The organism is Morganella sp. TYF_1 (assembly GCF_043105645.1).
Taxonomy (GTDB): Bacteria; Pseudomonadota; Gammaproteobacteria; order Enterobacterales; family Enterobacteriaceae; genus Morganella; species Morganella morganii_B.
Map to the genome: position 1 here is coordinate 122,940 of NZ_JBICLU010000011.1, position 14,377 is coordinate 137,316.

The 14,377-nt window shown below is 52.1% G+C and carries 13 protein-coding genes; 2 read left to right on the top strand and 11 right to left on the bottom strand.

Features of this window, described 5'->3' with window-relative positions:
- Positions 1-5: 5 nt before the first annotated feature.
- The 7 genes from carA to ribF all read right to left on the bottom strand — a co-directional run bounded on the left by carA (position 6) and on the right by ribF (position 8,439).
- Complete coding sequence (carA, locus tag ACF8OF_RS03760) at positions 6-1,145, bottom strand: glutamine-hydrolyzing carbamoyl-phosphate synthase small subunit (protein ID WP_392495761.1); 1,140 nt, start codon at positions 1,143-1,145, stop codon at positions 6-8.
- A 435-nt stretch (positions 1,146-1,580) separates the two neighbouring features.
- Positions 1,581-2,396, bottom strand: a complete 816-nt coding sequence (dapB, locus tag ACF8OF_RS03765) for a 4-hydroxy-tetrahydrodipicolinate reductase (RefSeq protein WP_392495762.1) — start codon at positions 2,394-2,396, stop codon at positions 1,581-1,583.
- 177 nt (positions 2,397-2,573) lie between these two features.
- Positions 2,574-3,524 (bottom strand): 4-hydroxy-3-methylbut-2-enyl diphosphate reductase, encoded by a 951-nt coding sequence (gene ispH / locus ACF8OF_RS03770; RefSeq protein ID WP_279797393.1) that lies wholly within the window; start codon positions 3,522-3,524, stop codon positions 2,574-2,576.
- Positions 3,525-3,636: 112 nt separating this feature from the next.
- A complete protein-coding gene (gene fkpB / locus ACF8OF_RS03775; protein WP_262882617.1) occupies positions 3,637-4,068 on the bottom strand; it encodes an FKBP-type peptidyl-prolyl cis-trans isomerase in 432 nt (143 codons plus the stop codon).
- 60 nt (positions 4,069-4,128) lie between these two features.
- Positions 4,129-4,650: a signal peptidase II gene (lspA, locus tag ACF8OF_RS03780; RefSeq protein ID WP_262859001.1), complete on the bottom strand. Its 522-nt coding sequence runs from the start codon at positions 4,648-4,650 to the stop codon at positions 4,129-4,131.
- 3 nt (positions 4,651-4,653) lie between these two features.
- A complete protein-coding gene (gene ileS, locus ACF8OF_RS03785; RefSeq protein WP_392495764.1) occupies positions 4,654-7,467 on the bottom strand; it encodes an isoleucine--tRNA ligase in 2,814 nt (937 codons plus the stop codon).
- Between the two features lie 27 nt (positions 7,468-7,494).
- A complete protein-coding gene (gene ribF / locus ACF8OF_RS03790; protein ID WP_279797398.1) occupies positions 7,495-8,439 on the bottom strand; it encodes a bifunctional riboflavin kinase/FAD synthetase in 945 nt (314 codons plus the stop codon).
- Positions 8,440-8,790: 351 nt separating this feature from the next.
- Here ribF and rpsT point away from each other — a divergent pair, with 351 nt between their 5' ends.
- Positions 8,791-9,051, top strand: coding sequence for a 30S ribosomal protein S20 (rpsT, locus tag ACF8OF_RS03795; protein ID WP_015422441.1), 261 nt, complete (start codon positions 8,791-8,793; stop codon positions 9,049-9,051).
- A 61-nt stretch (positions 9,052-9,112) separates the two neighbouring features.
- Here rpsT and nhaR read toward each other — a convergent pair whose 3' ends face one another.
- On the bottom strand, positions 9,113-10,042 hold the full coding sequence (gene nhaR / locus ACF8OF_RS03800; protein WP_392495765.1) for a transcriptional activator NhaR: 930 nt from the start codon (positions 10,040-10,042) through the stop codon (positions 9,113-9,115).
- Positions 10,043-10,133: 91 nt separating this feature from the next.
- Complete coding sequence (gene nhaA / locus ACF8OF_RS03805) at positions 10,134-11,312, bottom strand: Na+/H+ antiporter NhaA (RefSeq protein ID WP_262882620.1); 1,179 nt, start codon at positions 11,310-11,312, stop codon at positions 10,134-10,136.
- Between the two features lie 252 nt (positions 11,313-11,564).
- Here nhaA and ACF8OF_RS03810 point away from each other — a divergent pair, with 252 nt between their 5' ends.
- On the top strand, positions 11,565-12,407 hold the full coding sequence (locus ACF8OF_RS03810) for a DMT family transporter (RefSeq protein WP_392495766.1): 843 nt from the start codon (positions 11,565-11,567) through the stop codon (positions 12,405-12,407).
- Here ACF8OF_RS03810 and ACF8OF_RS03815 read toward each other — a convergent pair.
- Both ACF8OF_RS03815 and dnaJ read right to left on the bottom strand, forming a co-directional pair.
- On the bottom strand, positions 12,404-13,051 hold the full coding sequence (locus tag ACF8OF_RS03815; protein ID WP_392495768.1) for a hypothetical protein: 648 nt from the start codon (positions 13,049-13,051) through the stop codon (positions 12,404-12,406). The genes ACF8OF_RS03810 and ACF8OF_RS03815 overlap by 4 nt on opposite strands.
- 132 nt (positions 13,052-13,183) lie before the next feature.
- Positions 13,184-14,329 carry a molecular chaperone DnaJ gene (gene dnaJ, locus ACF8OF_RS03820; protein WP_072872036.1) on the bottom strand — a complete coding sequence of 382 codons (1,146 nt, stop codon included), beginning with the start codon at positions 14,327-14,329 and terminating at the stop codon, positions 13,184-13,186.
- Between the last annotated feature and the right edge of the window lie 48 nt (positions 14,330-14,377).

Genomic DNA, 14,377 nt, shown 5'->3' on the forward strand with positions numbered 1-14,377 from the left:
CCTGATCAGTGACGGGCGTTTTTCATCAGTTCAATAAAGTGGTCGAACAGCGGGGCGGCATCGTGCGGGCCCGGGCTGGCTTCAGGGTGACCCTGGAAACTGAATGCGGGTTTATCATTGCGGTGAATACCCTGCAATGTGCCGTCAAACAGTGACTTATGCGTGACGCGCAGTGTCGCCGGCAGCGTCGCCTCATCCACCGCAAAACCGTGGTTCTGCGCGGTGATCATCACCACATTATTTTCAATGTCTTTAACCGGATGGTTGCCGCCATGGTGACCGAATTTCATTTTGATAGTCTTTGCACCGCTGGCGAGTGCCAGTAACTGGTGTCCCAGGCAGATACCGAACAGCGGGATATCGGTTTCCAGGAAGCGGGTGATAGCCTCAATCGCATAATCACACGGTGCCGGGTCACCCGGGCCATTAGAGAGGAAAATGCCGTCCGGGGCCATTTTCAGCACCGCTTCCGCCGGGGTCTGTGCCGGGACGACGGTCAGACGGCAGCCGCGATCAACCAGCATGCGCAAAATATTGCGCTTGGCACCGAAGTCATACGCCACCACATGAAACGGCAGTTCTTCCGCTGTTTTATCCGCCGGTAAACCGCCGTCCAGTGTCCATGAGCCCTGCGTCCAGCTGTATGGCTGTGCGGTGGTGACTTCTTTCGCCAGATCCAGTCCGTTCAGCCCGCTGAAGCTCTGCGCATTTTTCAGCGCCAGTGTCGCATCCGGATGTTCACCGGCAATGATACAGCCGTTCTGAGCGCCTTTCTCGCGCAGTAAACGGGTCAGTTTGCGGGTATCAATATCGGCGATAGCCACAACGTTGCGGCGTTTCAGGTATTCGGAGAGGCTTTCTTCACTGCGGAAATTACTGGTGGTCAGCGGCAGGTCGCGGATAACGAGGCCTTGTGCATAGACATCCGGGGATTCTTCATCAGCACTGTTCGTGCCGGTATTACCAATATGGGGATAAGTGAGAGTGACTATCTGGCGGGAATAAGAGGGGTCGGTGAGAATTTCCTGATACCCCGTCATCGAGGTATTAAAAACGACTTCGCCGGTAACGGCACCCTCTGCGCCGATGGCGCGTCCGTGAAATGTGGTTCCGTCTTGCAGAACCAGGATTGCTGACTTAAACACAACACCCTCCGGAGGAATAATAAATCACAATTAGTGCATATTAATTCAGATTTGGGGCTATAAAGCAATGCCAAAATAGAAATTTAACCAAATTTTGACAAATTGCGGCGCATTCTAAAGATCGAACGGGCAGTTGTCCAGAGAAAATCGACTTTTTTATATTTTTTTACCCATCATGATCAAAACAGGCGGACTGAGAGGGATAAAACCGTGTCATTGTCAGCTTTATACTGAATTTTTGATGAGATGACTGAAAAAAAGGCTTACAACCGGAAAAAATGATAAGAAAGGCAAAAACAGCAATAAAAAGGAGATCGATTACGATGATAATGACAACAAGCAGAGGTCAGATGCGAAATTTTAAAAAAACAAAGGTTAAGGTAGTAATAATGAGAAATATTACCACCTTATCAACCTGTTGTGATTTACATTTTATTATAAATTTTCCAGATCAAGCACATCCTTCATGGTAAATAAACCGTTGTTTTTATCACTCAGCCAGGCTGCAGCCTTGACTGCGCCATTTGCAAATGTCATCCGGCTTGAAGCCTTGTGGCTGATTTCAACACGCTCACCGATATCCGCAAACATCGCGGTGTGCTCGCCCACAATATCCCCGGCACGCACAGTGGCAAACCCGATAGTATTCCGCTCCCGCTCGCCGGTATAGCCTTCACGGCAGTACACCGCGCAATCCTTCAGGTCACGCCCCAGCGCCCCGGCAATCGATTCTCCCATCGCCAGCGCTGTTCCGGACGGCGCATCCACTTTGTGGCGGTGATGCGCTTCAATAATTTCGATATCGGTATAGTCGCCCATCACTTTGGCGGCCTTTTCCAGCAGTTTCAGCACCAGATTGACACCAACACTGAAATTCGCCGCAAAAACCACAGGAATTTGCTGCGCAGCCTGTGCAATAGCGGTTTTTCCGGCGTCATCAAACCCGGTGGTGCCGATAATCATTCCCTTGCTGTTAGCGGTACAGAACGCCAAGTGTGTCAGGGTACCTTCCGGACGGGTAAAATCAATCAGGATATCAAAATTGTCTTTCTCACTGTTCAGATCTGCCGTCAGGATCACGCCATTGCGCCCGGTACCCGCCAGTTCACCGGCATCGGTCCCGGTGAGTGAGGAACCTTCGCGCTCAAATGCCGCCCCCAGTACCACATCATCATTCTGTGCAATCGCCTGAATCAGCTGGCGTCCCATGCGGCCACCGGCACCCGCAACCGCGAGCCGTAACTTACCCATATTTGTTATCCTCAGTTTTCTGTCTGTATGCCAGCAGATTAACGGCAGTCCGGCCGGATTACCAGTTACCCGCCGCTATCATCAGAAAATCACAATACAGCCCGCCGATTATCAGTAAAACTGTATTCGCCGGGCAGCGGACAAAAAAAAGCAGAACCGGTGTTCTGCTTTGCTGTATCAGACTTCTTTGATATCCACCCGTAACTCTTTCGGGACTTCAAAGATAATATTTTCCTCACGCCCCTCGAGCTGACTGATTTCGTCGGCCCCCAGTTCCTGAAGGCGGCTGATCACCTGCTGTACCAGCACATCCGGCGCAGATGCCCCGGCCGTCAGGCCGATAGTCTCGACATCATGAAGCCAGACAGGATTAATGTCATCGGCGGAATCAATCAGATAAGACGGTTTTCCGACCCGCTGCGCCAGTTCCGCCAGCCGGTTGGAGTTGGATGAGTTTTTGGAGCCGACCACCAGCACCAGATCTGCCTGACCCGCCAGATCCCGTACCGCTTCCTGACGGTTGGTGGTGGCATAGCAGATATCATCTTTGCGCGGCCCGATAATTTTCGGGAAACGGGCATTCAACGCATCAATAACTTCGGAGGTATCATCAACAGACAGTGTGGTCTGCGTCATAAAGCTGAGGTTTTCCTCATCTTTGACTTTCAGCTTCCACACATCTTCCGGGGATTCCACCAGATACATGCCGCCTTCCGGGTTGTTGTACTGCCCCATCGTCCCTTCCACTTCCGGATGTCCGGCGTGGCCGATCAGAATCGCTTCTTTACCTTTGCGGCTGGCGCGGGCGACTTCCATATGCACTTTGGTGACCAGCGGACAGGTGGCATCAAACAGCATGGTGAGATTGCGGGAACGCGCTTCCTGACGGATCGCCTGTGAGACACCGTGGGCGGAGAAGATCAGAATGGCGTTATCCGGCACTTCAGCGATTTCCTCAATAAAAATCGCGCCGCGCTCACGCAGATCATTGACCACATAGCGGTTGTGCACGACTTCATGACGGACGTAGATAGGCGCGCCGTATAACGCCAGCGCCCGCTCCACAATACTGATTGCCCGGTCAACACCTGCACAGAACCCCCGCGGGTTAGCCAGTAAAATACGCACGTTCAGCCTCCAAACCATCGCCCGGACGGGCAGTAAAACAAACATTCAACATTTGCGCGCTACTATACCAGAGCCGTCCCCCGGACCGTAATGCTAATTATTGCTCTGTTTATTATGCGGTGACGTCACGGACACTGATATCAAACGTCACATCCTGTCCGCACAGCGGATGATTGAAATCCACCTCGACAGAATCTTCGGTAACGGATTTGATAATTCCCGGCATTTCACTGCCGTTCATGGCGGTAAACAGCATGATCGTACCGGTTTCCGGCAGGCCGGCTTCCAGGAAATCAGCGGCGGAGAAAAACTGAATCAGATCCGGGCTCGGCTTGCCGAATACCGCTTCACCGGGCAGTGTGAAGGTTTTTTTATCCCCGGCGGATAAGCCCAGTAATTGCTGCTCCAGTGCGTCAGACAAACTGCCGTCACCGAGACGGAACAGTGCCGGTTTGCCCTGCGCCTCTGTGGAATCTGCTACCGAGCCGTCAGACAGTGTTAAGGTGTAATCCAGTAATACGCTGTGATGTTCTGCAACCTGCATATGATTATTACTCTCTGTATCAGATAAAAAATATCCGCCTCGCGGCGGATATTCGGGTCATCAGTCTGATGATGTCTTATTCTCTGGTTTGTCGCTTTTCTTACCGTCAGGGATAAAGCTTTCTATGATGATAAGCCCCGCCCCGATGATGATCCAGCTGTCCGCCAGGTTGAACGTCGGCCAGTGCCAGTCACCGACATAAAAGTCGATGTAATCCACCACAAAGCCGTGCATCAGGCGATCAAGCAGGTTGCCGAGCGCCCCGCCGATAATCAGTGCATAGGCAATATTACTGAGTTTATTACGCGCACTGGTGCGGTACATCATCACTAATAATGTCACGGAGATACCGATAGCCACCGCTGTGAAGAACCAGCGCTGCCAGCCGCCCTGAGATGCGAGGAAGCTGAATGCGGCACCGTAATTCCGCACATAGGTCAGATTAAAGTACGGTATCAGTGATGTGGATTCATGCAGCCCGTAATTGGCTAAAATCAGCTGCTTTGAAATCGCATCCAGTACCAGTACCAGGACCGCCAGCCACAGCCAGCGCAATCCGGTCGAACACAGTGGTTTTTTCATTTATCAGGCAAACTTACGTTCTTCACCGTTTCCGGCTACGTTTGTCACACAGCGGCCGCACAGTTCAGGATATTCACTGTCCTGACCGATATCGGTCGCATAATGCCAGCAACGCGGACACTTACTGCCTTCCGCTTTGCCGAAGCCGATGCGCAGGCCGTCCAGCTCACTGTTTACCGCACTTTCCGGTGCCGCAGACAGCGGTTTCACATCTGCCTGAGAGGTCAGCAGCACGAAACGCAGTTCATTACCCAGGCTGTTCAGCTGTGCCGCCAGGGCATCATCCGCATACAGGGTCACCGCTGCTTCCAGCGAGCCGCCAATCTGTTTATCAGCACGTGCCTGCTCCAGCACTTTGTTGACTTCACCACGCACCGCCAGCAGCGTTGCCCAGTAATCATCGTTCATGCTGTCCTGTGCATTCAGCCCGAACAGGCCGTCATACCACTCTTCAGTGAAGACGTACTGCGGACGTTTGCCCGGCATCACATTCCAGATTTCATCGGCGGTGAAGGACATGATCGGTGCCATCCAGCGAACCAGTGCTTCCGCGATATGGAACAGTGCGGTCTGACAGCTGCGGCGCGCCAGGCCATCGCTTTTCGCGGTGTACTGACGATCTTTGATGATATCCAGGTAGAAAGAGCCCATTTCCACCGAGCAGAACTGCATCAGACGCTGTACCACTTCATGGAAATCATAGGCTTCATACGATTTCAGAATATCAGTCTGTGCCGCCAGCGCACGACCGACAGCCCAGCGGTCTGCCACAATCATCTCTTCCGGTTTCACCATATCAGTTTCCGGATTGAAACCATTGAGGTTTGCCAGCAGGAAGCGCGCGGTGTTACGGATACGGCGGTAAGAATCCGCAGAGCGTTTCAGGATTTCATCCGAAACGGCGATTTCACCGGAGTAGTCAGTAGAAGCAACCCACAGACGCAGGATATCCGCGCCGAGTTTGTTCATTACATCCTGCGGGCTGATGGTGTTGCCCAGCGATTTGGACATTTTGCGTCCCTGACCATCGACGGTGAAGCCGTGAGTCAGTACTTCGCGGTAAGGCGCTTTGCCTTTCATCGCGGTAGACAGCATCAGTGAGGACATAAACCAGCCGCGGTGCTGGTCAGAACCTTCCAGATACATGTCCGCAGAATTGCCATGGAACTCAGGGCGGGCATCGACAACAGCAAAATGGGTGGATCCGGAGTCAAACCAGACATCCAGGGTATCCGGCACTTTTTCATAGATATCGGCATCATCACCCAGCAGGTCACGCGGGTCGAGATCCCACCATGCCTGAATACCGTGCTCTTCCACACGTTTGGCAACCGCTTCCATCAGTTCCAGCGTGCGCGGGTGCAGTTCCTGGGTCTCTTTATGGACAAACAGAGACATCGGCGTGCCCCAGGTACGCTGACGGGAGATACACCAGTCCGGACGGTTTTCCACCATCGAGGTGATACGCGCTTCGCCCCAGCCAGGGATCCACTTCACGCCTTTGATTTCATTCAGAGACTGCGGACGCAGACCGTTCACGTCCATGCCGATAAACCACTGCGGCGTGGCACGGAAGATGACCGGCGTTTTGTGACGCCAGCAACACGGATAGCTGTGCGAGATATTTTCGCTGTGCAGCAGCGCGCCTTTCTCTTTCAGCAGTTCCAGAATGATGTCATTGGCTTTCAGCACAAACACGCCGTCCAGTGACGGATAGGTGCCGCTGACATAACAGCCGTTCGGGCCGACCGGGTTGGCGGTTTCCAGGCCGTATTTCTGACCGATTACATAGTCGTCCGGGCCGTGGCCCGGGGCGGTATGCACAGCACCGGTACCTGCATCCAGGGTGACGTGATCGCCGAGGATAGCCGGAACATCAAAGCCCATAAACGGATGATTAAAACGCAGCAATTCCAGGTCGCTGCCTTTGCAGTCTGCTTCAACAGTCCAACTGGTGATACCGGCACGTTTCATCACGCTTTCCACCAGATCAGCGGCCAGAATCAGGCGCTCGTCGTTTACACGGACTAACTGATAATCAAATTCCGGATTCAGGGAAATTGCGCGGTTTGCCGGTAAGGTCCACGGCGTGGTGGTCCAGATAACCAGAGAAACCGGCAGCCCGTCATTTTTCACGCCGAATTTGCTGTAAACCGCATCCGCATCAACAGCAGTGAAGCGCACGTCAATGGACGGAGAGGTTTTGTCGTAATATTCCACTTCCGCTTCCGCCAGGGAAGAGGCACAGGAGGTACACCAGTGAACCGGTTTCGCCCCTTTGACCAGATGGCCGTTGGCAATCACTTTTGCCAGTGCGCGGATAATGTGCGCTTCAGTTTTGAAGTCCATGGTCAGGTACGGATGATCCCACTCACCCAGCACGCCCAGACGGATAAAGTCTTCCTTCTGGCCTTCAATCTGCTCTTTTGCGTATTCACGGCAGGCGGCACGGAACTCAGCCGGCGTGACTTTGTCACCCGGCTTGCCAATCACCTGTTCAACTTTGTGTTCAATCGGTAAGCCGTGGCAGTCCCAGCCCGGAATATACGGGGAGTCGAAACCGGCCATGCCTTTGGATTTAATAATAATATCTTTGAGAATTTTATTGACTGAGTGACCAATGTGAATGCTGCCGTTTGCATACGGAGGACCATCATGCAGGATAAAGGTTTTTTTACCGGTTTTGGCTTTACGGATCGCCTGGTACAGACCTTCTTTGTACCAGCGTTTCAGCATATCAGGTTCGCGCTTTGCTAAGTCCCCGCGCATAGGGAACCCTGTCTCCGGGAGATTCAGGGTATTTTTATAGTCACTCATTCGATTCTCAGTTCCAATATTATTCCGTTAAACACATAACGAGGGGTTGGATTGTAAAAATTCCCTTGCCGCAATCTCATCCCGCGCGATTTGCGCTTTCAGCTCATCGAGCGAGGCAAACCGCTGTTCATTTCGCAATTTCTTGCGCAGTACCACATCCGGATGCTGCCCGTATAAATCCATAGACACATCAATCAGATGAACTTCCAGTTGCTGGCTCTTACCCTGTACCGTCGGGCGGGAGCCGATATTAGCCACACCCGGCAGCGGATGCGGCCCGAGGCCGTAAACGTCCACAGCGTACACACCGTGTACCGGTGCCGCCAGACGTTTCAGGGGGATATTGGCAGTCGGGAAACCGATGGTGCGCCCGAGTTCGTTGCCGTGCACCACGCGCCCGCTGATGCGGTAAGGGTGCCCGAGCAGCGCCTCAGCCTGCGCCAGATCGTCGTTTTCCAGCGCGCGGCGGATGACCGTGCTGCTGATCCGTTTGCCGTTATCACAAAAACTTTCCGTGCTGCGAACCGTGAAACCATACTGTTTCCCCGCTTCACACAGCCCGTGAAAATCGCCCTGACGATTTTTTCCGAAACGAAAATCATCCCCGACCACCAGAAACTTCACCCCCAGCTGTTCAACCAGCAGGTGTGAGATAAAGGCATCCGGTGTCAGCGATGCAAATTGTTTACTGAATTTAACACACAATAAGTAGTCCGCACCGTACTGCGCAAGATATTTTACCTTATCGCGCAGCCGGGTCAGGCGTGCCGGCGCTTTATCCGGGGCAAAAAATTCCAGCGGCTGCGGCTCGAAGATCATGACGACCGACGGCAGCCCCAGACGTTTTCCTTCCTGCGCCAGATGTGACAGTAATGCCTGATGTCCGCGATGAACGCCATCAAAATTACCGATAGTCAGCACGCAACCATGGTGACGCGCACGAATATTGTGAGTACCGCGAATTAGCTCCATAGCCGGCTCAATACAGTCAAAATTAGTCCGATTATACCTTGTCCGCCGCGTCAGGTTAACCCACTAATGCGGCTGAATCGCGAATTCTCTGTACAAAAAACGGAGCATCCCCTTCTGCGGAAAGTGAAAAATCATTTTTTTCGTCAGAATCTTACCATTCCGGTGACTTTTTTCCGTGTAAGGGCTGTATTCCCGCTGCGTAAACTGATAAAATCCCCGCCCATCACAACGTACATTTGCGTCGCTGTACAACGACGCATATTTGCACAAATCCATTGACAAAATAAAGCGGAGCAGGCATATTCCTCCACCTTTGTATTGTCCTCGAAGAATATATTTGGGAGTTGGACCTTGGCTAATATCAAATCAGCTAAGAAACGCGCCATTCAGTCTGAAAAACGTCGCCAGCACAATGCTAGCCGTCGTTCTATGGTGCGCACCTTTATCAAGAAGGTTTACGCTGCTATCGCTGCCGGCGACAAAGAAGCTGCTCAGAACGCATTTAATGACATGCAACCACTTGTGGATCGTCACGCTGCTAAAGGCCTGATCCATAAGAACAAGGCTGCCCGTCATAAGGCGAACCTGGCTGCTCAGATCAAAGCAATGTAATCTGATTGTGCAGACATAAAAAAACCGGCTGATGCCGGTTTTTTTATGTCCTTTTTTCGCCTCAGTCCGGCAAACCGATATCCGCAGACGACTGCGAACCGCTGAACAATGCAGAGAAATCCTTGTTACACACCCGCTGAACCGCCGGATGCTGGATCATACGCTCGGCAAAAATCACATAATACTCTTCTTTGATGGTATCCACTGTTCCCAGTTCGACAACATCACTGTCCGCAAAGATACCTTTGCTGTAGAGTGACGGCGCCACAAAAATCGCATTGTGATACATCCCGAATGCTTTCATCAGTGCCGCATCATCAAACTCACCCAGAATTTCCACTTCCAGGTTTTTATTGCGGATCCAGGTCAGTAACTGACGACCGAGCATTGAACGGCGGCCGGGAACCAGCAGACGGCGCTCTTCCAGACATTCCGGAAACGGCTTCTGCGGCGCGGGCTGACGACAGTAGAAACTCATACTGCACTCCCCGAGTTTCACGGAGAACAGCCCTTCCTGCTGGGTCGAATCCACCGGGCAGTCTGAAAGGATCATATCCAGTTTATGCTGACTGAGCTGCTCCAGCAGCATTTCGTGCGTGGATTCAAAACAGCGCAGGTGAATTTGCTCATGCTCCATCACCGCCGTTTCCAGCACTTTACTGACCAGGCGTTTTGACAGTGCGTCCGCGACCCCGACATCAAACAACAGATTGGATTCGCGGCTGTAAGTGACAATATCCAGCATCTCCTGGCTCAGCATAAACATTTTGTCCGCATAGCGGAACACCAGCTGACCCAGCTCTGATGGCACCAGGCCGCGTCCCTGACGTTTGAACAGCTTACCGTCCAGACGCTCTTCCAGCGCCTTGATTTGACCGGTAATGGTTTGCGGGGTCAGATAGAGTGCTTCTGCCGCCCCCACCACCGACCCTTCTTTGCAGACGTGCCAGAAATAATAGAGGTGATTGTAGTTTAAATGGGAGGCTCGCATAGTTTTTCCCGGTACATGCCTTATCTTTTTTTGATGGTTAACTCGGAAATTCTGTTGTATTCACCGGCCGGGGAGGCCGGTGAACAGCGGATTACTGCCGGACTGTTTTCTTCGGTAACACGGAATGGAGCAGGAACAACCCGGTGACTGCCGCCATGGTGGAACCAATCAGAATTCCCAGCTTAGAGTAGGTGTTAAATGCTTCCGGAAGCCCGGTAAATGCCAGTCCCGCGATAAAGATAGACATTGTAAAACCGATCCCGCATAACACCGATACAGCAAATATCTGATTAAGAGTAATCCTCTCCGGCAATTTTGCAAAGCCCAGTTTTACCGAAATCAGACATGCGGTGAAAATCCCCAGCGGTTTCCCGATAAACAGGCCGAGCAGGATCCCCAGCGGCAGTGTGCCCATCAGTGCATCAAAAGAAATACCCTGAACACTGACACCCGCATTGGCAAAGGCAAACAGCGGCAGGATCAGAAACGCCACCCACGGATGCAATACGTGTTCCAGCTCCTCTGACGGTGAGTGCTCACCATCTTTGCTGCGCAGCGGGATCAGGAACCCGACGATCACCCCGGCCAGGGTTGCGTGTACACCGGATTTCAGAATACACACCCACAATATCAGCCCGGCAATCATATACGCGGCGGTATTGCTGACGTTACGCAGGTTCATCACACACAGTACCACCACCATCAGTGCCGCCAGCAGCAGTGCGGTCAGTGAAACGGTTTTGGTGTAAAACAGCGCGATAATGACGATAACCCCGAGGTCATCAATAATCGCCAGCGCCAGCAGAAAGACTTTCAGCTCCGTCGGCACGCGTTTGCCCAGCAGCGCCATCACGCCGAGGGCAAAGGCAATATCGGTTGCAGCCGGAATCGCCCAGCCCTGTGCAGCAGCGGCATCCCCGCCGTTAAACAGCAGATAGACCAGCGCCGGGGCTATCATACCGCCGAGTGCGGCAATCGCCGGAAACATCGCTTTATCGCGCCCGGCCAGAGAACCGGTCATCAGCTCTCTTTTCACTTCCAGCCCGACGACCAGGAAAAATATCGCCATCAGGGCGTCATTAATCCATAATAACAAGGGCTTATCAATTTCCAGTGCCGCAAATTTTACAGCAACAGGAATATCAAGAAACGACTGATACAGCGCAGACAGCGGCGTATTTGCCATTACCAGCGCAATCAATGCGGCGATAATGAGCAGTATGCCGCCTGCGGCTTCGAGTTTTAAGAACTGTCGGATAATTGCGGTCATGGGTTAACTCCTTTAAGACTGTCGGCGTTAATAATATGCAAACAATTAACTCGAAAAAAGCAGATTATTCAGCAATAATAACTCGGTAATTTCTGATTAATGGGGGTTTACATCACAGAATTTCCTGATAAACACCCATAAATTAACGTTATATTAACATTTTAGTTTTTGTGACGTGTATCGTATGATCCCTCATACCGGCGGATATTCTGCTGTCGTTACCACCGCTCACTGAATAAAACAGGTTATCCCATGTCCGCCACGCTGTTTATTGCTGTACTGTTTGCTGCCTTTTTTCATGCATCCTGGAATGCGGTGATTAAATTTGGTCAGGATCGCTTTCTGGGTATCGCGGTGATGACCATCTGGTCCGGCGTGGTCTCTGTTCCCGCCCTGCTCTGGCTCGGTCTGCCGGATGCGGCAGCGGTAAAATGGCTGCTGCTGTCTGCCCTGTTTCACATCGGTTATGTCATCTTCCTGAGCAAAGCGTATTCAAGGGGCGATCTCAGCCAGATTTACCCGGTTTCCCGGGGTTGTGCCCCGCTGCTGACTACCCTTTTTGCGGTACTTCTGTTTGGTGAGCATCTGCCGTGGCTCTCTTTAGCCGGTATTCTGCTGATTATCACCGGGGTTATCCTTCCCGCACTGAAACACCGGACGTCCGGACATGCCCGCAGCGGGCTGATCTATGCGGTGATCACCGCCTTTTTTACCGCCTGTTACACACTCTCCGACGGCTTCGGTGCCCGCAGCAGTACAGACTCACTGACTTATATTTTCTGGTTGTTCGCCCTGAACGGGCTGGTGATGGTCGTGATGGGTTTTGCCCGTTACCGCCACCATTTCACCCGTGATTTTCTGCGCTACAGCAAGCCCGGGCTGACCGGCGGCATCCTGCAAATCTTCAGCTACGGCATTGTGATATGGGCGATGGGACAAGCGCCGATTATGATTGTCGCAGCGTTACGGGAGACCAGCGTGCTGTTCGCACTGCTGCTCTCCGCGTATTTCCTGAAAGAAAAGCTGACACCCACCCGGATTCTGGCCGCCTGTATTATTGTGGCCGGGGTGATTGTGACAAAACTGGGCGGTTAGTCCGGATTGTTGTCATATAACTGCTTCAGCCCGGTAAGATCAATCTCACCGATGGTTATCTTCGCTTTAGGTAATTTGTCCATATCATTAGGATCGATTTCGGGGGCACGATTTCCCGGCGGAACCATTTTTTTTGTATTACCCCCGTCCTCAGATGACTGCTTCCCGATATTCTTATATTCCTGCGGAATGTCAGAATACGCTTTCGGGACATCCCCGGCGCTGTACCTCACTGAATCAGGCAATGTGGTATCGCTGTGTAACTCAGGCAGACGACTGAAGTATTCAGCCATGACAATAATATTTGTGCATTTTTCCTGAATTTTATCCAGAGCACGACCTTTGCAGAAACGTGAGAAAGAGGATTGGCTCTTCCGGAGGGTATTAATTTCGTCTGAGATATTTTTAAACGGAGTCATATCCATATTCATATCCATGCTCACAATATCTTCCCTGAACAGACTCCCGAGTGCGGCAAAATCCGTTATCCTGAAAATCTCAGCCTGCTCTTTTGTGCAGCAGAATTGCTGCTCCGATGAATTCTGCACACCCGAGATAAAACGACTGATCCCGCCGTTTCCGAACTTTTCTGATATATCTTTAATGAGTTCTGTAACAGATACTGCCTGACCGGTGATTTTCATATTGTTTGCCTTAACGAATAAATGGTTAAAGCAGAATAGAAAAACCGGCGCTAAATGCTTGTATAAAGCGCACAAAAAAACCGACCGGAAAAATTTTCCGGCCGGTTTTGATATCACTTATCTGACAGTGACTTATTTGGTCAGGTCATCAAAGAATTTTTTCACGCCGTCAAAGAAGCGTTTTGCTTTCGGGGTGTTGTTGTGACCGCTCTGACCATCTACGGATTCACCGAACTCACGTAACAGTGCTTTCTGTTTTTCGCTCAGTTTCACCGGGGTTTCCACCACCACACGGCACATCAGGTCGCCCTGCATTCCGCCGCGCGCCGGTCTGACACCTTTGCCTTTCATGCGGAACAGTTTGCCGGTCTGGGTTTCTGCCGGGATTTTCAGCTTAACGCGCCCGTCCAGTGTCGGAACTTCAATCTCACCGCCCAGCGCCGCAACGGTAAAGCCAATCGGCACTTCACAGTAGAGATTGCTGCCGTCACGCTCGAAGATATTGTGCTGGCGGACGTGAACCTCGACATACAGATCGCCTGCCGGAGCCCCCATTTCGCCTGCTTCACCTTCACCGGTCAGACGGATACGGTCACCGCTGTCCATCCCTGCAGGGATTTTGACTGACAGGGTTTTATAGCGTTCAACACGCCCGTGACCATGACATTTGCTGCACGGATCTTTGATGATTTTGCCGCGGCCGTGACAGGTCGGACACGCCTGCTGCACCGCAAAGAAGCCCTGGCGCATCTGCACCTGGCCCATACCGTGACAGGTCGGACATTCCTGCGGCTCAGTACCTTCTTTCGCCCCGCTGCCGTGACATTTATCACAGGTCTCCAGGGTCGGAATACGGATCTCTTTGGTCACACCACGAACCGCTTCTTCAAGGGTCAGTTCGATGTTGTAACGCAGGTCTGCTCCGCGTGCCGCGCGTTGCTGACGGCGACCACCACCAAAAATATCACCGAAGACGTCACCAAAGATATCACCGAAGTCAGCACCGCCGAAACCGCCGCCGCCAAATCCGCCGCCACCGCCCATACCGCCCTGCTCAAATGCCGCGTGGCCGTACTGGTCATAAGCCGCACGTTTCTGTGCGTCGGTAAGGATCTCGTATGCTTCTTTTACTTCTTTGAATTTATCTTCCGCGTCTTTATCGCCCTGATTACGGTCAGGGTGATATTTCATCGCAAGGCGTTTGTAGGCTTTTTTAATCTCTTTGTCATCCGCAGATTTCGAGACGCCCAACACCTCGTAGTAATCTTTTTTTGCCATCCGTTTTGTCCCTTAACACAAGCACACGGGCGCAGAGTTTCCTCAACG

Bases quoted from the DNA above. Each gene is read 5' to 3' on its own strand.
- dapB (WP_392495762.1), bottom strand. From the start codon at position 2,396: ATGGGTAAGTTACGGCTCGCGGTTGCGGGTGCCGGTGGCCGCATGGGA.
- fkpB (WP_262882617.1), bottom strand. From the start codon at position 4,068: ATGCAGGTTGCAGAACATCACAGCGTATTACTGGATTACACCTTAACA.
- lspA (WP_262859001.1), bottom strand. From the start codon at position 4,650: ATGAAAAAACCACTGTGTTCGACCGGATTGCGCTGGCTGTGGCTGGCG.
- ileS (WP_392495764.1), bottom strand. From the start codon at position 7,467: ATGAGTGACTATAAAAATACCCTGAATCTCCCGGAGACAGGGTTCCCT.
- ribF (WP_279797398.1), bottom strand. From the start codon at position 8,439: ATGGAGCTAATTCGCGGTACTCACAATATTCGTGCGCGTCACCATGGT.
- nhaR (WP_392495765.1), bottom strand. From the start codon at position 10,042: ATGCGAGCCTCCCATTTAAACTACAATCACCTCTATTATTTCTGGCAC.
- nhaA (WP_262882620.1), bottom strand. From the start codon at position 11,312: ATGACCGCAATTATCCGACAGTTCTTAAAACTCGAAGCCGCAGGCGGC.
- ACF8OF_RS03810 (WP_392495766.1), top strand. From the start codon at position 11,565: ATGTCCGCCACGCTGTTTATTGCTGTACTGTTTGCTGCCTTTTTTCAT.
- ACF8OF_RS03815 (WP_392495768.1), bottom strand. From the start codon at position 13,051: ATGAAAATCACCGGTCAGGCAGTATCTGTTACAGAACTCATTAAAGAT.
- dnaJ (WP_072872036.1), bottom strand. From the start codon at position 14,329: ATGGCAAAAAAAGATTACTACGAGGTGTTGGGCGTCTCGAAATCTGCG.